Source organism: Microbispora sp. NPDC046973 (assembly GCF_040644495.1).
Taxonomy (GTDB): Bacteria; Actinomycetota; Actinomycetes; order Streptosporangiales; family Streptosporangiaceae; genus Microbispora.
Genome location: NZ_JBEYWQ010000002.1, coordinates 621895 through 645745 on the forward strand (window position 1 = coordinate 621895; position 23851 = coordinate 645745).

At 69.5% G+C, this 23851-nt stretch carries 20 protein-coding genes; 5 read left to right on the top strand and 15 right to left on the bottom strand.

Translation table 11 applies throughout. The annotated features are described in order from the left end of the window. Positions 1–48: 48 nt before the first annotated feature. The 3 genes from ABZ860_RS06955 to ABZ860_RS06965 all read right to left on the bottom strand — a co-directional run bounded on the left by ABZ860_RS06955 (position 49) and on the right by ABZ860_RS06965 (position 4350). Entirely contained in the window at positions 49–1497 is a 1449-nt protein-coding gene (locus tag ABZ860_RS06955; protein WP_357216174.1) for a HEPN domain-containing protein, read from the bottom strand. Positions 1498–1728: 231 nt separating this feature from the next. Next, positions 1729–2580 carry a hypothetical protein gene (locus ABZ860_RS06960; RefSeq protein ID WP_357216177.1) on the bottom strand — a complete coding sequence of 284 codons (852 nt, stop codon included), beginning with the start codon at positions 2578–2580 and terminating at the stop codon, positions 1729–1731. A 675-nt stretch (positions 2581–3255) separates the two neighbouring features. After that, positions 3256–4350 (bottom strand): DUF4232 domain-containing protein, encoded by a 1095-nt coding sequence (locus tag ABZ860_RS06965; protein ID WP_357216179.1) that lies wholly within the window; start codon positions 4348–4350, stop codon positions 3256–3258. On the opposite strand from ABZ860_RS06965, the gene ABZ860_RS06970 reads away from it, so the two are divergent. Next, positions 4349–4699, top strand: coding sequence for a hypothetical protein (locus ABZ860_RS06970; RefSeq protein ID WP_357216181.1), 351 nt, complete (start codon positions 4349–4351; stop codon positions 4697–4699). The genes ABZ860_RS06965 and ABZ860_RS06970 overlap by 2 nt on opposite strands. A 45-nt stretch (positions 4700–4744) precedes the next feature. On the opposite strand, the gene ABZ860_RS06975 is transcribed toward ABZ860_RS06970, so the two are convergent. From ABZ860_RS06975 to ABZ860_RS06995, 5 genes are all read right to left on the bottom strand, one after another. Then, the gene (locus ABZ860_RS06975; RefSeq protein WP_357216184.1) at positions 4745–5341 is read right to left on the bottom strand and encodes a DUF6368 family protein; all 597 of its coding nucleotides are present in this window, start codon (positions 5339–5341) and stop codon (positions 4745–4747) included. A 148-nt stretch (positions 5342–5489) separates the two neighbouring features. Beyond that, positions 5490–5954 (bottom strand): GNAT family N-acetyltransferase, encoded by a 465-nt coding sequence (locus ABZ860_RS06980; RefSeq protein WP_357216187.1) that lies wholly within the window; start codon positions 5952–5954, stop codon positions 5490–5492. Continuing rightward, a complete protein-coding gene (locus ABZ860_RS06985) occupies positions 5951–6862 on the bottom strand; it encodes a Gfo/Idh/MocA family oxidoreductase (protein WP_357216189.1) in 912 nt (303 codons plus the stop codon). Before ABZ860_RS06985 ends, ABZ860_RS06980 begins: the two co-directional genes overlap by 4 nt. 71 nt (positions 6863–6933) lie before the next feature. After that, positions 6934–9426 carry a hypothetical protein gene (locus ABZ860_RS06990; protein ID WP_357216192.1) on the bottom strand — a complete coding sequence of 831 codons (2493 nt, stop codon included), beginning with the start codon at positions 9424–9426 and terminating at the stop codon, positions 6934–6936. A gap of 143 nt (positions 9427–9569) precedes the next feature. Next, positions 9570–11543 carry a PQQ-binding-like beta-propeller repeat protein gene (locus tag ABZ860_RS06995; protein ID WP_357216195.1) on the bottom strand — a complete coding sequence of 658 codons (1974 nt, stop codon included), beginning with the start codon at positions 11541–11543 and terminating at the stop codon, positions 9570–9572. A 121-nt stretch (positions 11544–11664) separates the two neighbouring features. Between ABZ860_RS06995 and ABZ860_RS07000 the strand changes: the two genes are divergently transcribed. Genes ABZ860_RS07000 through ABZ860_RS07010 form a run of 3 tightly spaced genes read left to right on the top strand, consistent with a single transcriptional unit; the run spans position 11665 to position 15076 of the window. Next, on the top strand, positions 11665–13593 hold the full coding sequence (locus ABZ860_RS07000) for a hypothetical protein (protein ID WP_357216198.1): 1929 nt from the start codon (positions 11665–11667) through the stop codon (positions 13591–13593). A gap of 47 nt (positions 13594–13640) precedes the next feature. Next, positions 13641–14360 carry an amidohydrolase family protein gene (locus tag ABZ860_RS07005; RefSeq protein ID WP_357216201.1) on the top strand — a complete coding sequence of 240 codons (720 nt, stop codon included), beginning with the start codon at positions 13641–13643 and terminating at the stop codon, positions 14358–14360. Continuing rightward, positions 14357–15076, top strand: coding sequence for an amidohydrolase family protein (locus tag ABZ860_RS07010; protein WP_357216203.1), 720 nt, complete (start codon positions 14357–14359; stop codon positions 15074–15076). Before ABZ860_RS07005 ends, ABZ860_RS07010 begins: the two co-directional genes overlap by 4 nt. A gap of 47 nt (positions 15077–15123) precedes the next feature. On the opposite strand, the gene ABZ860_RS07015 is transcribed toward ABZ860_RS07010, so the two are convergent. The 5 genes from ABZ860_RS07015 to ABZ860_RS07035 all read right to left on the bottom strand — a co-directional run bounded on the left by ABZ860_RS07015 (position 15124) and on the right by ABZ860_RS07035 (position 20293). Then, the gene (locus ABZ860_RS07015; RefSeq protein WP_357216206.1) at positions 15124–16038 is read right to left on the bottom strand and encodes a dihydrodipicolinate synthase family protein; all 915 of its coding nucleotides are present in this window, start codon (positions 16036–16038) and stop codon (positions 15124–15126) included. Between the two features lie 10 nt (positions 16039–16048). Continuing rightward, the gene (locus tag ABZ860_RS07020; RefSeq protein WP_357216209.1) at positions 16049–16915 is read right to left on the bottom strand and encodes a carbohydrate ABC transporter permease; all 867 of its coding nucleotides are present in this window, start codon (positions 16913–16915) and stop codon (positions 16049–16051) included. Further along, on the bottom strand, positions 16912–17778 hold the full coding sequence (locus ABZ860_RS07025; protein WP_357216213.1) for a sugar ABC transporter permease: 867 nt from the start codon (positions 17776–17778) through the stop codon (positions 16912–16914). Before ABZ860_RS07025 ends, ABZ860_RS07020 begins: the two co-directional genes overlap by 4 nt. Positions 17779–17811: 33 nt before the next feature. Next, complete coding sequence (locus ABZ860_RS07030; protein WP_357216215.1) at positions 17812–19056, bottom strand: extracellular solute-binding protein; 1245 nt, start codon at positions 19054–19056, stop codon at positions 17812–17814. A 91-nt stretch (positions 19057–19147) separates the two neighbouring features. Then, positions 19148–20293 (bottom strand): DegT/DnrJ/EryC1/StrS family aminotransferase, encoded by a 1146-nt coding sequence (locus ABZ860_RS07035; RefSeq protein WP_357216218.1) that lies wholly within the window; start codon positions 20291–20293, stop codon positions 19148–19150. 56 nt (positions 20294–20349) lie between these two features. Between ABZ860_RS07035 and ABZ860_RS07040 the strand changes: the two genes are divergently transcribed. Further along, a complete protein-coding gene (locus tag ABZ860_RS07040) occupies positions 20350–21555 on the top strand; it encodes a hypothetical protein (RefSeq protein ID WP_357216220.1) in 1206 nt (401 codons plus the stop codon). Between the two features lie 72 nt (positions 21556–21627). Here ABZ860_RS07040 and ABZ860_RS07045 read toward each other — a convergent pair whose 3' ends face one another. Together ABZ860_RS07045 and ABZ860_RS07050 are read right to left on the bottom strand one after the other, a co-directional pair. Continuing rightward, positions 21628–22716 (bottom strand): dihydrodipicolinate synthase family protein, encoded by a 1089-nt coding sequence (locus ABZ860_RS07045; protein WP_357216223.1) that lies wholly within the window; start codon positions 22714–22716, stop codon positions 21628–21630. Between the two features lie 7 nt (positions 22717–22723). Continuing rightward, positions 22724–23740, bottom strand: a complete 1017-nt coding sequence (locus ABZ860_RS07050) for an NAD-dependent epimerase/dehydratase family protein (protein ID WP_357216225.1) — start codon at positions 23738–23740, stop codon at positions 22724–22726. Positions 23741–23851: the final 111 nt, after the last annotated feature.

The window sequence follows — 23851 nt, forward strand, 5'->3', positions numbered from 1 at the left end:
TCACCATAGGCCAGGTCATCGCACATGGAGTTTTTCCACGCAAGATAGCTACGACAACTCGGCAGCTTTATCAGGGGTGCCTAATCCTTCAGAATTCTGCATGCGTGCGCGCACTCGCTCCATTGCGCTAGCTACCCGATCCATGTGCCAGGAGACAGGCTCAGATCCCTTTTTAGAAGCTAGGACTTCCCTCGAAATCCCAGCTTCAAGCAGCATGCATACACGCATAACTGCATACACCGACTCCGCCAGGAAGTATAAGTCGCCTCCACGGAAAGACTCTTCGTCGCCAGGAAGGTGGGTCAACTTATTTCGTACCCCAGCGATCGTATTCGCCCAACGACCTTCGCTCCCAATAAGAGGTTTCGTGACAATCTTTGCCTCTATAGCAAGCTTCCTTAGTCTCTTAGGTAACGAGTAGTCGTTGGCGTAGCGGAGACGATCCAAGAGCCAGATTTGACGCTCTTCGGGTGTCACTTCCACGTATTGACCCAGCAGCTCGGAGAACTCCTCTTCGGGCATGAGGGAGCCGCCCCGGGTGATCCTATGGAAAGCCTCTGCCGCATACGTGATGTTCAGAAACCGATTCTCGGCGTACATCCGCTCAACGTGCTTAGTACTCATGAGTGAATCTAATGCGCGCTGGAATCGTGCAGAGTTCTCGATCCAACTCGCTACGCCTTGAAGTCCTCCGATCTCATCGAAGGAGAGAAACATTTGGTGATAGTGACGAGTCTTGCGCTGTTCTGGTGGGTTATAACGAAGGACAGGCGCACGAAACTCGATCTCTTGCTCTTCCCCTGAGTCCTGCCCTGATAACATCATTGTGTGTAGATCTGGTCGACGCAGAACGAATCGATCGACGTTAACAGGTGTGTCGACACAAAGAGTCATAAGGTCCTGTATCCTGCCAACATCCTTTCGGATTTTATCGAACTCAACCAACTCATCGTAGTCGATTCGAAAAAATGGGCGTTGTTTCAGTGTAATTCCTGCGATTGGATCTCCGTTGTATCGCCAAGAGAATCCGAGGGTGATTTCGCCGCGCGTGAAGGCCTGAGTTTCTGCGGCGAGCGGAGTAAAGTGTATCTCGTAAGGACTCGCATGCCCGAAGGCATGCATTTGTTCATCATTAATTCCGCTACGATTTACCCAATTCTCCAGATATGCCAATTCGACGGTTGCGGACTTGAATGCGAGCTCCTGTTGACTGAACTGGTGACCAACGAAAAGGCGATTGGCATGAAAGCGACTCTCAATAACACCAGGATATCGCCTATGGGCCCCTCTAAAATAGCAATTATCTAAAGTTACCTGCTTCGATTCGATCCAACCCACTATCTGAGGGATTGGTTCGCCACTGCGCAGCCGGCTTTCGAACTCGCCTACTAATACAAGATCGATACCTTCGATGGGGTCGAACTGAAGGCGGCCCGACAGTTGATCCTCGTCGCGGCCTGGGAGCCAGAAGACGCCCAACGAGTCAATCTCTTCCACGGTTCACTCCGTACCAGTTCGCGCACGCTAACGCCCCATCATGGCACAAGAGGTGCAACCTGTTGAGGTGAATTGCTGCCGAATTGGTCTTTTAGGAATCAAGGGCGGCGCTGCGCGCCGCCTCGCGGCCCATCGCCCGCTCGGCGGCCGGGCATGCGGCCTGGGGGCCGGTCCCGGCCGCCGGCAGCTCGGGCCGCACACCCCTTCTTCGCGCTCGGCTGCCGAACGTGCTCAACGCGCTTCACTCAGCCGCTTCAGAAACCGGCGGATAGCCATGCTGAGCTCGGACGCAGAGTTCAGGGCCTCTACTGGGATTCGGTCAACCACCGCCACACCGGCATCACGTAACAGATGGTCGCGCGTGCCATCAAGCGCACGTCGTCCGTTGTGGTGCGGCCCGTCGACTTCGAGTACCCCCGCACGGCCCTTGTAGGTCACAAGGAGATCCGGTTCCCAGCTGTGACCAGGAATCCTTACACCAGGAAGAGGGAAGATGCCGATCGTGTCGTCGCTTGGAAAGTCCTGCTCTTGGACCTTTCGCAACGTCTTATAGACGGCCAGCTCTCCCGGATTCGTGAAGACAAAATTGTCCTCCACGATTCGTGGGGACTCCAGACGCGCACGGCGGCCCTGATTCGTAACTCCCTTGCCTGACAGGTGCATCTTCACCTGATCACGCCAGTCAGGCCCGACGGACGGCAGCATCTCCCGAACGTCTACCCAAGTAGCGTAGTGTTGCCGTCGCTTCATGACCTCCAGGCAGACGGGCCTGAGGGTCTCTTTCATGATTTGTTCCGTGAACTGTGCGCGCTGCTCCGCGTTTACTTCCAGCCAGAGCCAGCTCTCTCGCTCCTCCTCGTTCCATTCACTGACCACGCGGACGACGTCCAGCAGCAGCCGGGCCGACGAACTGTCCCCCCTCCTCAGAAGGAGAACCGCAGCGGTCCCGACGATCGCCTCTGACTTGAGCCGGTCGCCTTCTTCAGAAGAGATCGAGGGATCATCGATCATGTCGTCGAACGAACGAAGGCTCTGGGAGGTGGATGCTGTCGGTGCTGGCCAATCCCAAGCGCTGTTGCCCATGAGCTTCCTCACCATCGCTGTGTGGTTTACGAAGAGCCTACGCAAGCACACCGACAATCATGGGCACACCGGAACTACCCAGGAAGTTGCCTCCGGCGGGGGCCTCGGCTCCGGGATGATCGCCGAGCGTGAGCGGGAGTCCGTAGCTGGCTGAGGTGGGACCCTGATCGTCCCTCCTGCCGCGACCCAGGCAGAGCCCAGCAAACCGCCTCCTACGGCTCAAGCCCGTCTGTGACCGTTGGCATCTGATGATCGAGGAACGGCGACCGGCTAAGGTACACGCCAAGACGGGCTTGCCCCTCCGTCGCCGGCCCGCTGCCGCTGCGCGGTGGGTCGAGGCATACGGGACGATCAGGCGGGCGAGGCGTGCGCGGGTGCGCATTCCAAGATCCGGCACACACGCGGAACGCCGCCGAAACAGCGTGATCAACGTCCCGCCGAGGCGCAGCTCAGAGCGCCACTCCCCCGATAAGATCAAGTCCACTCATAATCCGTGGGTCGTGGGTTCAAGTCCCACCCGCCCTACCACGTACGATCAGCCATCCGCGGTCTCACCTGCGGTTTCGTGGTTGATCGAGCTTGTCCGGACATGCAGCCGCCGGAAGCATCAGCATGTGACCGACGGTGTCCCTACCCGAAGCAGCGCGAGGGTCGAAGCCGGCACTTCGACAGGGTCTATGAACTCTCGTCCTTTTTCCACGGGCTGACGCCGAGTTTTCCGGTGGTGCCGAGATCGAGCTCCGGCGTCACCATCACAGGACGAGCACCGGCCTTGGCGTGCACCCTGACGTACGGCAGGTTCACGGAAGTGCCGACGGTGACGGTGTTACGCCACATCAGACCGGCGGACGCGCTCTGGCCCGGCTTCAGGGTCACCGGCCGGGGCGGGTCGTCGAAGCCGGCCACGGAGGAGATGCCGCCGCCGTGCAGGACCTCGACGCTGGTGACGGGCCTTCTGTCCTCGTCGAGGAGCTGGAGTCGCGGGTAGCCGTTGAGGTGATAGGCGCGGGTCGAGCAGTTCTCCAGATGGAGACCCACGACGCGGAGCCCCATGGCGGCGTCGCCGTCGCCCAATGTGACGCGGATGCCGGAGGGCGGGCAGGGCCCTGCCGGGGCGGGCGCCTCGTCCGCCGGGACTCTTCTGACCCTGGCGATTCGCACACCCGCCGCGGGGTGCGCCTGCAGAGCAGGCGCACCCATGTCGACTGTGCGCTTCACAGTCTGACCGGGCTCGACCGCTGGAACCGTCCGTTGCGTACCTGTCAGCACCTCCCCGGACTGGGACACGAGATCGAAGGTGACGGTGTACGTGAAGGGTTCGGTTTCGTGGTTGGTGACCTGAAACTCGGCGGAGAACCGGGAGAGGTCGCAGTCGCGGGACCGTCCGCTCAGACCGGTTATCTCGACGCCGTCCTTCTCCAGATCCTCGGAGCCGCCAGGAAGTACCGAAGTGCCGGACGTGGGCGGCGTACCGGCGGACGGTGCACCGCATGAGGGGTCATCGCGCCGGTCTGGCCCGTCGGGTCCCCGGGTCTGCTGCGAGCCGTCGCTCCATGCAGCGACCCTCTCCGATCCGCAGGCCGACAGGAGCAGGGCCCCGGCGAGCAGGGCGCAAAGACCGAGGGGACTGGTACGCATCCAACCATCATGCACAGCGACCTCTATCGACGCGTGGGAGCGCGATGCCGCCGTACCCGGCGCTGCACTCAGCGCCACCTGAGTACCTGGACTCATGAGCGGCCACCGATGCTCGTAGAGGGTGATGACCATGCGCCCCCTGCGAGCACTGGCCCGCTACGTCTCCCGATACGAGCGCGGAACCTTCGCCGCGTCGATCGTCGGCCCGTACGTGCTGATCGTCGTCGCGGCGACCGTCTACGTGGAGATCGCCACACGTCAGCCGGGCAGCCAAGGCCTGGAAGCGCTCGTGCTGTTCGCGGTCACCTCGCCGACCTCGGAACTCCTCATGTTCCTGCCGCTCGGGTCACTGTCTGACGTGCTGTTCTCCCTGCTGATATTCACCGCCGCCGGGCTGTTCCAGGCCTGGCTGCTGTGGCTTGTCGCACGCGGACGCAGAAGGAACAAGGCCCCCGGCGGGGACACTCCGGCTCCAGGGTGATCGCGGCTCGTTGCAAGATCAGTGGCCTGTTTCCCAAGCGCGCATTTACTTGATGAGGTGAAACTCGGGGTGCTCCAGCCATGCGGCCAGGAATTCCGGATCACCCACGTGGGACCAGCCGTGGCCTCCGTCACCGTCCCGACGGTCCCACGAGACTTCTCTGATCACGCCCGGTAGGGACGACACCAATTGCCATGCCTCAGCGCGGCGCGCCTCGTTCTCGGTGTCCGGTTCCGAGAGGCGATGTCCATACCCGAGCAGGCCGTCGAAATCTACGAGGGCGCCGAGCCGGCGGGCGATCACAAGCGCGACATAGCCGAGGAGGAGATGGTTGGTGCGGCCAGAGGCGGCCGCGGACACCGTGAGCCCTTGAACCGGTGGCGGGGTGAACGCCGAGTAATCCTCGCCGTCCATGCCGAAGTCGTCATCGTGCGACAGGTTGAACAAGGCCGCCTCTGCGACGTCGAGATCGGGCGGAGCACCCACCATGGCGGGCTCGCGAATCCAGAAGTCGAGGCTCCCGTCATCGTCGGTCTCCACCGGATCGCAGAAGGTCTCCAGCCACGGCACGAGATCCCCGAAGTCCGAACGCTCCCGGCGCTTCGTGAGCAGTAAGGCGACAGCCGGCCCAGCCATGAACATCCCCCTCTCATCCGAATGGAGATCGGCCGCCGACGCTCGGGGCCGGACTACCGCAGGTCGTCCGTCGCGCTCGCCGGTTCTTCCAGGAGCCGGTGCATCGCTCCTCGCGCCCGGCCGCGGACGTCACAGTGGTGACAGCTTCGGGAGATCAGTCACCGGGTGCGGCCGGGACCGGATGGCGCACCATGAACACGTCCACCTCGTCCTCGGTCTCGACCGTGAACCCGTGCCGTTCGTACAGCCGCCGGGCCGGGCTGCCCTGCAGCACGTTCAGCCGGATCGGGGCGGCTTCCCGGTCGCACCGTTCCAGCAGCCCGCCCAGCACGGCAGATCCGATGCCCCTGCCCTGCAGGTCCGGGGCCAGGTAGAAGTGCTCCAGCCAATAGGCGCCGTCGGCCGGCCGCAGCGCCACGCAGCCGGCCAGGGCGCCGCTCACCTCGATCGTCCAGGTGTGCGCCGGCGTGAATCCGTCGCGCAGCCGCTGCCGTACGCGCTGCTCGTCGTACCGGCCGAGCCGCTCGAGATCCGCTCTGAGCACCACGGCCCGCAACTCGGCCACCGCCTCGACGTCCGCCGCCGAAGCCGGCCGAAGTCTCCAGTCCGAGGTGATCATGATGGGGACGAGCCGGGCGCGGCCGCCTCTCGGGCGGAGACGAGGACGTCGAGGATGGCGCGCGTCTGCGACCAGGGAACCGGGCTCGGGGCGCCTGCGATCATCGCGAGGAACGCCTCGATGACACCCTCGTAGCCGAGGTCGTGTGCCGGTGCCGCGCCTGCCTCGATGAGGACGGACTCGCTGCCGCCGCGCCGATGGACCACGACCTCGTACGACTCCTCGTCCGACACGCCGAGGACCTCGACCGTCCCCGGGATGCCGTTCGCCCAGCGCATCGCCAGCACACCCGTGTCCTCCGAGCGCAGTCCCTCGTACGCACGGATCGATCCGGCGGCGCCGACGAGCCGGACGTCGGAGCCGAGCAGCGCGACGAGCAACTCCACCCCGTGCACGCCCATCGTGACGAGCGTGCCGCCGCCCTCCCCCGGCGTGTCCTGCCAGGGGTTGTAGCCGGTGGACCACAGCCCCACGTCGTGCCGTACGGTCACGCGGACCGCGAGGACGTCGCCGGCGTCCATCTTGAACGACGTGAACGCCGGGGCGAAGCGCAGCACGGACGTGGACATGACCCGGTCGGCGGCCGGCGTCACCAGCCGGTCGACCATGTCGAGCTGGTGACGCGTGGCCGCGGCGGGCTTGTTGACGAAGACCGGCGCTCCCGTCTCCAGCACGGCCTCGAGCGCGCCGGGCACACGTGGCCCCGGCACGGTCAGCACGACGCCGTCCGGGCGGGTGGCGAGCAGGGTGGCGAGGCTGTCGGCCACGACCGCCCGCGGGTGCTCGTCGGTGAACACCCGCAGGCGCTCGGGGTCCGGCTCCCATACCGCCAGGTCGGCGTGGCGGCCGAGGCTCCGGGCGTCGGCGTACGGGTGACTGGTGGCCAGACCGGCCAAGGCGACAAGCACGGCACTCAGGATAGAGGACGCCTTGTGGCCGATACCGGTGACGTGATCGGAGCTGTCACCTCGGTCCGCCGTCAGGGAACGTAGCGGCGCAGCGCCTCGCCGACCTTGTAGTAGAGGTTGCCGTCGGCGTCGGCGGCGAGGCCGTCCATGCCCTTCTCGGTGTGGAGGACGGTCAGCGCCTTCGTCGACTTGTCGATCCTGAAGATCTGGTCGCCGATCGAGCCGTAGACGTGGCCGGTGTCCCACGGCACGGTCGTCAGGTTGGCGTCCCGCCAGGCGTGGGTGGGGTCCGCGCTGTAGTCGACGCCGGGGAAGAGTTGCGTGGCCGTCGTGTACCTCCCGCTGCCGGGGTCGAACACGAAGAGCCAGCCCTCGGCGAAGCCCCAGATGTCGCCGTCCACGGCGGTGACGTCGGTGATCGCCCGCCGGTTCGTGACGGCCGCCGGGAGCGGATACGTGGTCACGCCGCCGGTCGCCGGGTCGTAGGCGAACAGCGTCGCCGACGCGTCGGGCTCGAAGACCGGCTGCACGCCGAGGGCGCCCCGGGCCGACGTGCCGCCGTACACCTTGCCGCCCTCGTAGGCCAGCGAGACGACGGCCTGGCCGGGCACCACGCACAGGGTGCGGCCTTGTGCGCCCGCCTTCCAGATGCTCAGCGCGCCGCTGCGCTTGCCGTACTTGGGGACCGATCCCATGTAGACCGTGCCGTCGGGGGCGGCGGCCAGCGCGTACGGCCGGTCCTGCGGCGGCGGGCCCTCGCCGGCGCCGCAGTCGTGGGCGATGTCGCCCGCCTGGCCGCCCGTGTAGCGCAGCACGGGGTTGGTCCCGGGATTCCATGCCTGCGCGGGGTCGTACTCGTAGAGCTTGGCCGACGGGTACACCCCGATGTACAGCCTGTTCCCCGCGGCCAGCAGGCTGTCGGTCTGATGCAGACCGTTCAGGGTGGGGGTGTCGGGGGTGTCGTCGTCGGCGTCGCCGTGCAGCGGATCGTAGACGCCGGTGCCGCCGGTCAGGTAACCACCGGTGTAGATCTTCCCGTCCGGACCGGCGCCGAGCGCGTTGATCGCGGCGGGCAGGATCGGGACGGAGCTCACCCCGCGGCTCGTCCACTGCCCGGTCGCCGGGGTGTACTTGAAGACTTTGGTGCCCGTCGGGGCGCCGCCGAGCGCGACGAGGGTGTCCCCGGCCCAGCCGAAGCCGGTGACGTCCATGCCCGGGCGGGCGTTCGTCGCGGTGACGGTCCGGGTGGCGATGTCGTACGACTGCAGCACCTCGTCCTTGACGAACCAGACCTTCCCGTCCCGCGCCGGGGAGACGTGCCACTCGGCGTCCCCGATCACCGCGTCGACGTCGCCCCGGTAGGAGCCGTCGGCGTTGCGGACCACGCGGAGCACGAGCAGCGTGCGGTTCAGCCACGCGAACAGCCGGTCCCCGGTCCAGGTGAGGTCGCCGACCATCGACTCGTTCGCGTACGCGGCCGGGAGCAAATCGTCGGTGCGGCCGGTGGCGTTGTCGTACCTGACGAGCCCGGCGTTGGTCCCGGTGCCGAGGTAGGTGACGTCGGCGACCGGGTCGTGGGCGATGCTGCGGACGTTCTCCTTGCCCGGCCGGACCGGAACGGCGCCCATCGTCGTGAAGGCCCCGTTCTGATACCTGAAGTACCGGCCGTCGTTGTAGGTGCCACCGTAGATTTCGCCGCCCGAGCCCGCTTCGAGGTCCCAGATGAAGGAGTATCCGCCCTCGGCGCGGCCGAGGTCGCTCACCGTCGCCTGACCGGGGACGTACCGGTAGAGCTTGGAATTCGGATAGGTGCCGAGGTAGACCGAGCCGTCTTTGGCGATCGTCGCCGCCCAGCCGCCGACCGTGGGGGTGGCCGCGCTGTCCGGAAGCTTGAGCGTCCGGGTCGCCGTCTCGCGGGCCACGTCGATCACCGCGAGCCGCGGGTTGCGCGCCTCGGTGCCCGTGTAGACGGCGTAGACGGTGCCGCCGGTCGCGTCGAACACGGTCCCGTTGGGGACGGCGCTCTCCAGCTGCACGCCGAGGTCGGTGACCGCCGCGCTGACGCGGATGTCGTCCCAGTACGCCGTGCCGACGTTGCCGACGCCGGAGTAGATAAGCGCGGAGACCCGGGTGGCCCCGGCCGGGGCGGTTCCGGTGGCCCGCACGTCGGTCCACTGTCCCCTGGCGGTGACGTGGGTGTACGCGCTGGACAGCAGGGTGCCGGTGTCGTCGCGGAAGCGCAGGTAGAGGTCGGCCGAGCCGCTCTCCACCCAGACCTTGGCGAACACCGCGTACCGTTTGCCCGCCGCGGCCGGGAGGGACGGCATGCTCTCCCGTCCGTACGCCTTGGTGGCGTCGGCGTCGGCGATCTGCGCGCTGGTGCGGCCCTGCCAGGTGACCGCGGTGACCCCGCCGGGGCTGTGCGATCCGCTCCAGCCGGTGAGGCCGTCGTCGAAGCCCCCGTTGGCGACGACCAGATCGGCGGCGCGGGCCGGGGATACGGTGAGGAAGGCCAGGATCAGCAGTGCTGTCGCGGCGATCCCGGTCAGACGCGAGCGCGGCACGGCCGCACCTCCATTCGTCGATCGTGCGGTTGGGTCGAACCGGTGCGGCTCGGGGCGCGGTCGACGCCCGGCCGGCCCGTCGCGACGGGCAGAGGCCGGACGAGCCGGTGGGCGTCGATCACCGATTCGGTACGGGCCGAGAACTAGGCGGAGGTGCCGCCGACCGTCACGGCCGGGCAGCGCGGGTCGAGCGTCACCTTCGCCAGGTTCCGCCCGACGAGCGTCCAGGCGTCCCAGGTGCCGGGGACGAAGTGGAGCTGGGGGTTGGTGTACCAGTCGTCGCCCAGCCCGGTGGCCAGGAGCGTGGCCGTGCTCCCGAGTTCGTAGGCGTTCCCGCCGCCGAAGAAGGTCTGCGCGAAGACCCGCCCCCGGTGGACGGTCAGCTCCCCGTAGCCGGACAGCGTGCCCTGGTGCTTGATCGTGCGGTCGGCGAGGTCGAGCGCGATCCAGGTGCCCGAGTTGCGCTTGTACAGCGCGTACAGCAGCCCGTCGTGGACCTTGATGTCCTGGAGCGTGCGGTTGCCGGCGAGCGGCTCCACCTCCCACAGCACGGTACGGCTGCGCAGGTCGAACGCCGCGATCGCGGCCGACGTCCGGGCCGGGGGCGTGCCTCCGCCGCCGAGCACGTCGCCGCCCAGGTACACGATGCCCGCCCGGGAGTCCACGCTGAGGCTCATCAGGCTCTCGTCGCGGATGACCCCCGGATAGACGTCGATCCGCCCGGTGTCGGGGTCCACCACCGAGAGCGCGCCCTCCAGCGCGGCGCCCAGCGGGGCCGAGGCGACGAGGAGCTTGTCCGTCCCCTCGTCGTATTCGAGGTCCCACGGCCGCTGCTGCCCGTGCCCGAGGAAGCCGAGGCTGCGGACCGAGTCGTCGCGGATGTCGATCGAGATGATCTGGCCGCTGGGGTACATCGCGGCGTAGATCTTGTCGCCGCGCCGGACGAGGTCCTTCGGCTCGCCGGGCACCCGGAAGCGCCGCTTCTCGCCGGTGCGCAGGTCGCGGACGTCCATCCAGAAGTGGCCGCCGACGTAGAGCGCCCGGTTGGGCACGAGCAGCATGCTCTGGGGCCGTTCCGCGCCGGCGGGCAGGCCCGCCTCGATCAGGTCGGCGAACTGGGACTTCGCCGTGGAAAGGTCGAGCCACCACATGCCGCCGCTGCCGGAGAAGCCGATCAGCGTCTGCCCGTCGAGCACCAGTCGCCGGGTCTCGTCGCCGGGCGAGGGCGGCTCGGCGATCCTGGTGACCGCGCCGTCGCGGTACACGTAGACGGCCCCGTCGGGGCGGGAGGTGGCGTAGACGGCGCCGTCCGGCGCGACGGCGAGCGCGTCGAAGCTGCTCACGCCGATGTCGATCATCCGGGTGTCCGTGCCGTCCTTGCGCGCGTCGATGAGGACGCCGCCGCTCGCCGCGTAGACGCGGTCGCCGCCGAGGGCGACGGCGCCGATGCCGGTGGGCCCCTGGGCCAGCTCGCGCGCCGCGCCGGTGGCCCGGTCGATCGCCATGAGCTTGCCCTTGTCGAGCAGCCCGGCGTAGACGGTGGTGTCGTCCGCCGCGACCGCGCGCACGTACCGTTCGCCGGTGGCGAGGACCCCGAAGTTGCGCACGGCGCCCGTCGAGGGGACGTACTCCCACACCCGGCCGTTGGGATAGGTGCCGAGGTAGAGCGTTCCGTCCGGGGCGGCGGCGAGGCTCCAGACGAAGCCGCCGTTGGCGCCGAACGAGCGCAGGTGCGCCACCTCGCCGGTGGCCGGGTCGAAGCTGTACAGGTCCGGGACCGGATAGGTGCCGATGTACACCTTGCCGCCGGAGACGACGGTCGCCCACGCCCCTTCGGGCTCGCCCGCCGCGGGACCGTCCGGCAGGGTCGCGGTGCGCACCACCTTCCGGGTCGCCAGGTCGATCTCCGCGACCACGGGCGGCTTCAGGCCGCGCGTCACGACGTACGCCTTGCCGTCGTGCACGGCCGCGCCGACGATCGCGCCGGTCAGCGAAGCGGGGCCGTAGGTCTCGTACGCGGGGGTGGGACAGGCGGCCGCCGCGGCGGAGGGGGCCGGAGCCGCCATCGGAAGTAAGGCCGCAAGGAGAGCCAGCAGGACCGCACGGGCGCGGGGCATGGCCACACCTCCATGTTCACTCTTGCTCGATAATGGCCCAGACCGTAACCTTTCACGCATGCTCGGTCAATGGGCTGATCGGTTTGCGGTCAGGCCCGTATCCGAAGGGACTCCCCCGCGTATGCTCCCCCGCCGCAGATTCCTCCAGGTCGCCGCCGCCACGTCGGCGGCCGTCGCCGTCTCCCCGCTCGCCTCCTCCACGGCCGCGCGCGCCGCGACGGGGGAGATCACCGACCTCGGGCCCGCCAGCGTCGCCAGCCCCCTCGGCAACGGCGTCTTCGTGGGCGACGTCCTGTACGTCGGCTCCCGCGGCCTGTCGCCGAACGTGGTCGGCGCGTACGACCTGGCCTCCGACGAGATCGTCGCGCACTACGAGATCCCCACGGGAATCGGGATCTGGGCCATGTGCGCCTCCGGCACCGACGTCTACGTCGCCACCCACGTGCGCTCGGACCTCTACCGCATCGACACGCTCACCGGGCGGGTCACCAAGGTCGGCGAGTACCCCGACCACTACATCTGGACCATGGCCGCCGCCCCCGACGGCACGATCTACATGGGCTGCTCGGAGCCGGGCCGGGTCTGGGAGTACGACCCGGCGACCGGGACCAGCCGCGACCTCGGGCAGCCCGTCCCCGGCGAGGCGTACGTGCGCAGCATCGAGGCCGACGACAGGTACGTCTACTGCGGGATCGGCACCCACGCGCATCTCGTCGCGATCGACCGGGCCACCGGCGAGAGCCGCGACCTGCTCCCGGCCGAGGTCGCCTCCCGCGACTGGGTGGCCAGCATGTCGATCTCGGACACCCACGTCGCGGGCGGCCTGAACTCGCTCGCCGAGTTGCTCGTGCTCCGCAAGGACGACCCGGCCGATCACCACGTCGTCAAGGCCACCGCCCCCGGCGAGAAGTACACGGTCGCCGTGCTCATCCACGACGGCTCCGTCTACTTCGCGGGCCGGCCCACCGGCACGTTCTACCGCTACCATCTGGACACCGGCGTCCTCGACGTGCTCGGCGTGCCGTACTTCGAGGCCGCCACGTATCGCATCCTCGCGCACAAGGGCAAGATCTACGGGGTCCAGGACAGCGCCGTCTTCGTGTACGACCCGCAGACCGGGGACATCGAGTATCGCAGCCTGGTCCAGCGCGGCCTGCGCGCCGCACCCGAGCAACCCATGTCGGTGCACGGCGACGGCCGCCGGGTCTACGTCGGCGGCAAGGGCGGCGCCGACATCCACGACCTGGCGACCGGCGCCGTCACCCGGCTCGGCGTCCCCGGCGAGCCGAAGACGCTGGTCACCGTGCGGGACCTCACCTACCTGGGCGTCTACACCCAGGCCGCGCTCTACGCGCATCGCGCGGGCGAGCCCGAGGCGACCCTGCTGCTGCGCGCGGGCAACCAGCAGGACCGGCCGCGCGACCTCGCCTACGACGAGAAGACCAAGCTGATCGTCATGCCGACGCAACCCGAGCCCGGCCACGAGAACGGCGCGCTGACCCTCTATTCCGTCGAGGACGGCACCCACGTCACCTTCCGGCCGATCGTCGAACGGCAGACCGTGTACGCGGTGACGACCCGGCGCGGGGTCGCGTACCTGGCCACCCAGACGCAGGAGGGCCTCGGGCTGCCTCCGGTCACGACCACCGCCCGGCTGGCCGCCTTCGACCTGACCTCCCGCCGGCTGCTCTGGCAGGCCGAGCCGGTGCCCGGCGCGTCCGGCATCACCGGGCTCGCCGGCACGCCCCACGCCCTCTACGGCATCACCCGAAGCGGCCTGCTGTTCGAGTACGACCTGGACCGCAAGGCCGTGACCCGCACCCTCCAGGTGAGCGCGCGAGGCGGCGACCTCGTGCTCGCCGGCCGCACGGCGTACACGGGCGACCTGGACGCCGTCTACGCGATCGACCTGGTGCGCTGGCGGGCCTCCGCGCTCGCCACGGGCCTCGCGGGCGACTGGTTCGGCGGCGAGCCCAAGCTGGCCCTCGACCCCTCCCACGACGCGCTGTACTCGATCCGGGGCCGTAACCTGATCCGCATCGCCATCTGAACATCCCGAGCCATCTACCGTCATTCCGAGTTTCCGAGGAGAAAGACGTGTTCGACGCCCGCGGGCTCATCGGCGGACTGGAGGTGACGCTCGACGTCGACGTCCTCGCCGGGGCCTATCCGGACCGGGAGGCCCCCGCGCCCTGGCCGGACGCCCTCGCCGCGCACGGCATCCGGGCGGGTGCCGTGGCGGGCCTGCGGGCGGCGCTGTTCGACGTGGTCTCCGGCAACGACGAGACCCTCCGCCTGGCCCCTCCACATGTCCCGGTCGGCGTGGTCGACCTGCGCGACCCGCTGCGCGCGGCACGCGAGCTCGACCGCCTGGCCGCCGCCGGCCGGCGAGCCGTCCGGCTGTTCCCCGACGAGCAGGGCGTCGAGGCGGGCTTTCCCAGCGTCCGGCACGTGGCCCGGCGCGCGACGGCGCTCGGGCTGACGATCCTGACCGGCGGCGACGTGCGGCGCTTCTGGCAGCCGTTCGCCGGGATCGGGGCGAACGTCGTCTTCCTCGACACGCACTTCTACCACCTGGGCGACTTCCTGGTGGCGGCCGCGGAGGAGCCCGGCTTCCACACCTCGACCCGCCTGCTCAACTCCCCCGACGCCCTGGAGACCGTCGTCGCCGAGCTGGGCGCCGACCGGCTGCTGTTCGGGTCGCGGGCACCGTACTACGAGCCGCTGGTCCCCCTGCTGCGGCTGGCCACCGGCGGACTCAAGCCGGACGAGATCGCGGCCGTGGCCGGAGACAACGCGCGGAGGCTGCTCACGTGATCATCGACGTGCACGCCCACTGGGGCCCCTGGTTCTTCACCATGGACGTGGCCGGAGCCACCCGATCGGCCATGGACCGGTACGGCATCGACCTGGCCGTCGTCTCGGCGAGCGAGGCCGTGATCTACGACGCCGCGGCGGGCAACCGCGCGCTGGCCGAGGCCCTCCCGGAACGCTGCTTCGGCTATGTCACGGTCAATCCGCGCCGCCTCGCCGACGCGGAGCGGGACCTGCGCGCCTACCTCCCCGGCGGGCGCTTCGTGGGCGTGAAGATCCACACCGACTACACGGGCTCGCCGGTGACCTCCCCCCAGCTGCGCGACGCGCTGGAGCTCGTCGCCGCGCACGGCGTGCCCGCCCTGGTGCACACCTGGGGCGCCTCGGTGCTCGACCTGGCCCGGCTCTGCCTCGACGTCCCGGGGCTGCGAGTGATCGCCGGTCACATGGGCGCGGACGGCTTCCGCTACGCGATCGAGGCCGCGCGCTCCTGTGACCGCCTCTACCTGGAGCCGTGCTGGTCCCACTTCCCCGCAGGACGCATCGCGGAGGTGGCCGCCGCGGTCGACCCGCGGCAGCTGCTGTTCGGCACCGACTCGACGCTCATCGATCCCGCCTCCGCCTACGGTGCGGTCGCCGCGGCGGACCTGCCCGCCGACGTGGCCGAGCTGGTCGCCTGGCGCAACGCGGCCGGCCTGTTCGGCCTGCCCGTCGGCTGAGCCCGCGAAGCATGCCGATGGGCTGAGCCGCGAGGCGCGCCGGTCGGTCAGCCGGCCGGCGCGCAGGCACGCGGGCCGGCCACGCCGGCGGCTGCGACCACCACCGCGCGCTCTTCCTTGGGCAGCGGCGGCCCATAGGGGTCCGCGGCGTGGGACTCGGGGATGCGCCCCTCGGCGGCGGCCAGCCACAGCATGCGCTGGACGTACCCTTCCATGGGCTCGGTGAAGGTGACCTCGGCGAGCCGGTCCAGCCGCCCCGACGCCTCCTCGAACGCCCGCAGCCCGCAGTCGCGATACGCCCGCAGCACGGCGGCCGTCACCCCGACGCTCGCCGCCGCGATCCCCACGAGCGCCGCCTGCGCGCCCCAGAGCAGCGAGGGGCCGAACATGCGGTCCTCCCCCGTGATCGCCAGCCTGCCCGCCTCCCGGGTGAGGGCGATGGCCCGCTGGCACCCGATGGCGTCCGTCAGCAGTGCCGTCTTGAGCCCCGCCACCCCCGGATGCGCCAGGAGCTCGCGCATGGTGCCCTGCGGGCACGGCATCGTGTAGAGGTCGAACGCGATCATCGGCAGGCGGCTCGCCTGCCACACCGCCTCGTGCAGCGCCACCCGGTCACCCGCCGACGGGAACACCAGCACGCCGTCGGCGCCCAGCTCCGCGGCCACGCGCGCCTGCTCCGGCGCGAGCGCGGGATCGTCCGAACCGCCCACCCCGGCCAGCACCGGGACGCCGAGCGCGACCGCGCGGCCGATCACCGCGGCGCGGACGTCCGGCGCCAGGTACGGCCCGCGCCCGGTGTGGGCGAGCACCGCGAGCGCGCTCGCGCCGTCGGCCACCAGGCCGGCGAGGTAGCGCGAGACCACGTCGAGGTCCACCTCGCCGGCCGCCGTCATAGGGGTGGCCGCGGCGGCGATCAGCGCGCCGTGCAGCCGGTCCCGGAGCTCTCGTGCCGAAACATCCACCCGAGAGAGCTTATTTCAGCCCGGTCATCGCGATGCTGTTCACCACGTACCGCTGCAACAGGAAGAACACCAGCAGGCACGGCACCACGGACACGGCCGCGGACGCCATGAGCACCGACAGCTGCATCTCCTCCGTCCGCAGCGTGGCCAGGCCGACGGTCAGCGTACGGGTGGCGTCGCTCTGCCCGATGACCAGCGGCCACAGGAAGTCGTTCCAGTGCCACAGGAACACGAACACCCCCAGCGTGGCCAGGATCGGCTTGGTCAGCGGCAGCACGATCGTCCAGTAGACGCGCCATTCCGAGGCGCCGTCCACCTTGGCCGCGTCGAACAGCTCGTCCGGCAGCCCCATGATGAACTGCCGCATCAGGAACACCGCCTGCGAGTTCGCCAGCGTCGGCACGATCAGACCCCAGAACGTGTCCACTCCGTCCAAGCTGTTGACCAGCACGAACGTCGGGATGAGCGTGGCCTGGAACGGCACCATCATGGTCGCCAGGAACGTCCAGAACACGGCCTCCCGGCCGGGGAAGCGCTTCTTGGCGAAGGCGTAGCCGGCCATGGACGAGGTCAGCAAGATGATCAGCACGGAGACCAGGGCGTAGACCAGCGAGTTGACCGTCCAGGTGGTGAACCCGGACGATCCCAGCACCCGTGTGATGTTGTCCAGCGTCAGCGACGAGGGCCACTGCCGCGGCAGGGTCGGCCGGCCGGCCGGCGACAGCGCCACGACGAGCATCGCCGCGAACGGGCTCACGGTCAGCACGGACAACAGCGCGACCAGCGCGACCAGCGGCCACCTGCCCCGCCACCGGCGACGGCGGGGCGCGGAGGCGGTCCCGGCCTCGGTGACGGGGCGCGAGGCGGTGATGGTCATGCGTTCCCCCGATCCATGAAGCGGCGCTGGATCAGCGACACGACCAGCACGATCGCGAACAGCACCATGCCCCACGTGGCCGCGTAACCGAAGTCGAAGGACCTGAAGCCGAGGTCGTAGATGCCGTAGATGAGCGTGTAGGTGGCCCTGGCCGGGCCGCCGCCGGTCATGACGTACACCGTGTCGAAGGTCTGGAACGCGCTGATCGTCTCGATGACCACGACGAAGAAGATCGTGGGCTTGAGCAGGGGCAGCGTGACCCTGCGGAAACGCTGCCATGCGCTCGCCCCGTCGACCCTGGCCGCCTCCAGGTAGGAGGACGGGATCGACTTGAGCCCGGCCAGCAGGATCAGCATGGAGTAGCCGAACCCCTTCCACACCGACACCACGGCCAGCGCGGGCAGGACCAGCGACGTCTGCTCCAGGAACGCCACCGGGCCGAGGTCGGCTCTGGCCAGCAGGCCGTTGACGAGCCCGTCGAACTCGTAGATCCAGCGCCAGATGACGCCCGCGAGCACGAAGCTGGTGACGTACGGCAGGAACAGCATGCCGCGGAACAGCCCGCGCATGAAGACCACCGCGTTGAGCAGCAACGCCGTGCCCAGCGCCACGATCAGGGTGAGCGGCACGTAGATCGCCACGTACACGAGCGTGACCCGCAGGCTCAACCAGAAGTTCACGTCGTCGAGCAGCCGGGCGTAGTTGTCCGCGCCGATGAAGTGCCACTCGCCGCCGATGTTCCAGTTCGTCAGGCTCATCCCCGCCGCTCCCAGCGACGGGAAGATCCGGAAGATCAGGAAGAGCACGAGCGCGGGCAGCACGAACAGCAGGCCGGTGACCGGGTCACGCAGGCGTTGACGCACGAGGCGAATCCTTTCTCGCTCAGCCGCTCTTGCTCAGCCGCCGCTGCCGAGCAGCTGGTCGGCCTCCTTCGCCGCCGCGTCGAGCGCGGTCTTGGCGTCCTCCTTGCCCAGCAGCGCCGCCTGGATATGAGGGGCGAGGACACCCATCACCTGGCGGGCCTTGGGGTGGGTGTCGCCGGGGAAGGCGTACTGCAGGGACTTGGCGAACTCCTTGGACGACTCCGTCTGGCCGGGCACGGTCACGTCCGTGCGCGCGGGGAAGAAGCCCGACTCCTTGGCCAGCTCGGCGGCCACCTGGGGAGAGGCCACGTACGCCGCGAACTTCTTGGCGGCGTCCTTGTTCTCCGAATGCCTGGCCAGCACCAGCCCGCCCGCGATGCCGAACGCGACCCGCTTGCTGCCTTCGAGAGGCAGGCCGATTCCGACGTTCTCCGCGCCGATGGCCGCTCCGAGCTGGTCGGCCTGGAGTGCGGTGGCCGCGTGGTACATCGCGGTCTTGCCGCTCGCCAGCGCGCCGCCCTCGATGTCGTTGCCCTTGCTGGCGGTGTTCTCCGGCAGGCCGCCCACCGCCTTGAGGTCGAGCAGGAGCTGCAGGCTCGCCACGCCCTCCGGTCCGTTGAACGCGACGGACTTGCCGTCGGCGGCGAACACGGAGCCGCCGTTGGCCCACAGGATCGGGTAGAAGCTCTGGTTGAGGCTGATCTCGGGCTTGCCCGGGTAGTCGAGCACGGCGACCTTCTTGGCGGCCAGCTTGGGGGCGGCCTCCTTCAGCTCGGCCAGCGTCTGCGGCACCTTGTCGACGCCGGCCTCCGCGAACAGCTTCTTGTTGTAGATGGGCGCGGTGATCGTCTGGTAGATGGGGACGCCGTAGAGCTTGCCGTCGACGGTGAGCGCGGTGAGCGCGTTCGGCATATAGGCGGCCTTGTCCGGGGCGACCACGTCGTCGACCGCCTCGATCGTGCCCTGCTGGGCGTACTGCGGGAGCTGGTCGGGGACGAGCACGACCAGGTCGAACCCCTTCTTCGAGACCAGCGCGGTGGTGACCTTCTCCTGACGGCCCTCCCACGGCTGCTGGTCGATCTTGACGTCGATCGCGGGATTCCTGGCTTCGAAGTCCTTTTCGACCTTGCCCCAGAACGCCAGGTTCTTCGCCTGGTCGGAGATCACGGGGTACATCCACAGCGTCACGACGCTCTTGTCCGAACCGCTGCCGGATCCGCACCCCGCTGCCGCGAGGCTCAGCGCGACGGCGACGCCGGCTGCTGCTGCCTTCTTCATCGGCGGCTTCCTTTCACTAATACCGGTCCCGACCGAAACCTAATGAGACCCTGGGGCATGGTCAATAGATGAGACATGACCGTAACTACGGTCATGCCCGAAACTTCATCATCGCGGCGGCGATCGCCTCGACGTGCTCGGAGGTGTAGTTCTCGTTCCAGTCGACGACCAGCAACGTACGGTCCACCAGGGCCTCGGCGCACGGGCAGGAGTTCGGCTCGTAGCCGTCGAGCGGGTAGCGGGAGGCCCCGTAGATGGGGACCCCCCATACCGGGGCCCTGTTCAGCGGCTCCGCGAGGTAGCCGGCCCGAGCGGGGATCCCGGCCGCCGCCAGGTGCGCCGCCAGTTCGGGCGCGTCGCCGCCGGGGCACACGACGGGGAACACCCACCAGGAGTGGCCGTCGTGGCGCGGCAGCCGTACCCCCGGAAGATGGCCGACCGCCTCGATCAGCTGGACGGCGGTGCGGCGGCGGGCGGCGACCACCCCGGGAAGCTTCGCGAGCTGGGCACGGGCCACGGCGGCCTGCAACTCGGTCATGCGGTAGTTGAGCCCGAAGGCGGCGTGCGACCGCCCGGCCGTCCGGTCCCAGCCCTTGTCCGCGAACAGCCGCATCCTCCGGGCCAGCTCGTCGTCGTCGGTGATCGCCACCCCGCCGTCCCCGCAGGTGATGTGCTTCCACTGCTGCAGGCTCAGGCAGCCGACCCGGCCCGCCGTCCCCGCGAGCCCGCCACCGGGAAGCTCGGTCAGCCATGCCTGCGCACAGTCCTCGATCAGCGTGAGCCCGTGCTCGTCGGCCAGCGCGCGCAGCTCGCGGACCTTGGCGGGGGCGCCGAACAGGTGGACCGCCATGATCGCCTTCGTCCGGGGCCCGATCAGCTCCGCCACGGCCGCCGGATCGAGATTGCCGTCCATGGGATCCACATCGGCGAAGACGGGAACGGCGTTCTGCGCCAAGATGGGGGCAACGGTCCCGAAGTCGGTGATCGGTGTCGTGATGATCTCGTCGCCAGGGTCCGGCGCGGCGGCCACGACCGACAGGTGGAGAGCCGCGGTGCCGGAACTGCAGGTGATCGCATGGCGGACGCCGTACAGTTGCGCGATCTCGCGTTCGAGCGCCCGCGCCTCCGTGCCCCAGACGGAGTTGAGCATGCCCGAGCGGATCACACGCTCGGCGGCGGCCACCTCCTCGTCACCGAGCGTACGGCCGTCGGCCTCGGCCATGGAAGGAAACTTCACGGAGCACCTCACGATACAATTGCGGTCTGGACCGAAACGAGGAGAGAGAGGCGTAGGTGGGAATCGTCATCGGGATCGTCGGCCCGCACGACCTGGTCGACGACGTCGCGGCCGTATGCGAGGAGCAGCCCGGCGTCAGCACGCTGCGCCTCGACTACGACCACGAGTCGCAGGCACCGGCGATCGTCGAGGCCCATGCCGCCGCCGTCGAGGGATGGCTGTTCACCGGCATAGTGCCGTACATGCTCTCGCGTGACGCCGAGGTCCTCACCCGCCCCGCCGAGTTCGTCGACTACCTCGGCGCGACGCTGCTCAGCGCCCTGGTGCGCCTCCAGTACCGGGGCCAGGACGTCGCCCGGCTGTCGATCGACACGCTGTCCACCGCCGACGTCCACGCCACGTTCGCGGAGGCCGGACTGCCGACCGACGAGGTGCGCACGCTCCCCTACCGGCCGAAGATGACGTCCGACCAGGCCATCGCCTTCCACCGGAAGGGCCCGGCGCACTCGGTGATCACCTGCCTGAGCTCGGTGCACGAGGCCCTCCGGAACGAGATGCACGTGCTGCGCCTGGTGCCGTCCATCCACTCCGTCCGGGTCGCGCTGCGGCAGCTCCTGCTGAGCGCCGAGGGGCAGGCGCAGGAGGACGCGCAGATCGCGCTCGGGCTCGTCGAGGTGGACAACGACGAGGGGCTGCTGCGCGAGGCGGCGACTCTGGGCGGCACGCTGGCGGCCTTCCGCGGTGGCACGCACCTGCTGGTGACGACCCGCGGCCCCCTGCACGAGGCCACGGGCGGATTCGCCGGGCTGCCCATGCTGACGCGGCTCGCCGGCGACAACGACGTGGTCCGCGTCGGTTTCGGCCTGGGCCGTAGCGCGGCTGAGGCGGAGAGCCTGGCCCGCCGCGCGCTGGCCCGTGCGCGCCGGATCGGCCAGGTGGCCGCGGTCCTGTCGCTGCGGGCCGACACGGACATCGTGCTGGAGTCGGCGCCGGTCGCGCGGCCGGACGACCAGAACCTGTCGGTGATCGCCCGGAGGGTCGGGCTGTCGGTGTCCACACTGGAGAAACTCCTGGAAGCGCGGGCCGCGGCCGGGGACGAGCCGCTGACGACGCGTGAGATCGCCGACCGCCTCGCCGTGCAGCAGCGCACGGCCCGCCGCATGCTCCATCGGCTGGAGCTGGCGGGCATGGCGGAGCGGACGGGCAACCTCAGCAGCGGCTCCAGCGGCCGCCCCCTGACCCTCTACCGCCTCACCCTGTGACCCGGCAGGCACGGAGCGGAGCGACCCGGCAGGCACGGAGCGGGTGGGGGGTGCCGGGCTGGCGGGCATGGGTCAGGAGAGCCAGCGGCTGAGGCCGTCCGCGACGAACTCGTCGTCCCGCAGCCAGGGGTACGCGGCCCAGATCCGGTCGATCTCGGCCAGCTGTCCCGGTGAGAGGTCCTCGTGCGGGTCGAGGCACCAGCGCCCCTCCAGCAGGCCCTGACGGCGCAGCACCTCGTGGATGCCCGGGATGCACCCGTGGAAGCCGTTGGCCGAGTCGAAGATGGCGGCGTTCGCGTCGGTCAGGTGACCGTCGAGAGTGAGCAGCCGCCGCACCGCCGCGTCGTCCCCGCCCCGCGCGAGCTTGGCCTCCTGCAGCAGTTCCACGGCCCGTCGCACCCACACGGCCCACTGGCCGAGCAGCCCGCCGACGAATTCGACCTCCACCTCACGTCCGTCGACCACCACCCGGTGCGCGGTGATGAGGTCGGCCAGGATGTGGTCGTCGTTGCCCGTGTAGAGCGCCACCTCCCCGGCCCGCCCGGCCCGGACGACGCCGTGCAGGACGTCCAGCGTGCGGTAGCGGTCGAAGGGGGCCACCTTGATGCCCACGACGGACTCCACCGATGCGAGCCTCGTCCAGAAGTCCCGCGACAAAGGCCGCCCGCCCACGGCCGGCTGCAGGTAGAACCCGATCACGGGCAGCACCTCGCCGACGGCCCTGGCCCGTTCGATGAGCGCGTCCTCGTCCAGCTCTCGGTGCGGGCTGAGCAGCACCATGTGGTATCCGAGCAGCCTGGCCATCTCCGCCTCCGCCACGGCCTGCGACGTGGGCCCCGTCGCCCCGGCCACCAGCACGATCTCGCGCTCGAACTCCCCGGCGGTCCGCGCCGCCAGTTCGAGCACGGGCGGCAGCAGGCCGGTGCCGTGGATGGCGAACTGGGTCGTGTGCACGCCCACCGCCAGCCCGCCCGCGCCCGCGTCGACGTAGTAGCGGGTCAGCGCCTGCTGGCGTCGCTCGTCGAGCTTCCTGTCCTCGGTGAGCGCGAGCGGGTGCGCCGGGATGACCAGGCCACGCCTGAACAGGTCGCGTACGGACGTCCGTACCTCTGAGGCCGCGCTGAGCACGTGAAAGTCCCCCTTGGGCGGTTGAGATGGCATGGCGGGATCAGAAGCGCCCGTCGCGGCGCTCGAACTTGGTGGGTTTGCCGAGCAGCGGCCCGCCGTCCTTCACCCACCGCGCGGTGTGCTCGATGAGCTCGGCCGGGGTCAGCTCCGGGTAGCCGAACAGCCGGTGGCAGCGCCCGGCGTCCGACAGCAGCGCGGTGGGCGCCTCCTCCCCGGTGAAGACGGGTTCCCTGCCCAGCGCCGCGCCGAGGGCCAGCGCGGCCCGCCGTACGGAGATCAGCTCGGGCCCGGTCACGTTCAGCACGTACGGCGGCGCGGACGCCAGCGCCAGCGACCGGAGCGCGACCTCGTTGGCGTACCCCTGCCAGACCACGTTGACCTGTCCCGTCGAGAGGTCGATGGGCTCGCCCGCCATGACCTTCTGCGCCAGGTCGACCAGCACGCCGTACCGCAGTTCGACCGCGTAGTTCAGGCGGAGCAGCGCCATCGGCGTGCCGTACCTGTCGGAGAAATGCGTCAGCACCCGCTCGCGGCCCAGGCAGCTCATCGCGTACTCGCCCACGGGTCCCGCCGGCGAGTCCTCCGAACTGCCGCCGCTGGTGACGGGGACGAGCGGGTAGACGTTCCCGGTGGACAGGGCGGCGATCCTGCTGTCCCTGAACCGCTCGGCGACCCGCCCGGGCAGGTAGGTGTTGGTGAACCAGGTGGCGTGCTCGCGCCCCTGCGTGCCGAACTTCGCGCCGACGAGGAAGACGACGTTCGGGGCGTCCGGCAGGTCGCGCAGCGCCTGCTCGTCGGCCACGTCGGCGGGCACCACCGTCGCGCCCTCCCCGGCGAGCGCCTCGGCGAGTCCCGGCTCCGAGAAGCGGGACACGGCGATGATCCGCCGCTCGCCTCCCGCCGCCCTGGTGGCGTTGAGCGCCAGCCGCACCAGGCTCGGCCCCAGCTTGCCTCCGGCGCCAAGGATCAGGATGTCGCCGTCGAGCTTGCTCAGATCGTCCACGAGCCCGGCACTCGGCCGCGCCAGTCGTTCCTCGAGTTCCCCTGTCGTCCGCACGCCCGGTTCTCCTCTTTCGCGATTTACGGCCCAGACCGTAACTGGCAGAGAGTGGAGCTGTCAACAGAAACCGCAGCGCCGGGCGCTCTCGCGGGCGGCGACCGGCGCCTC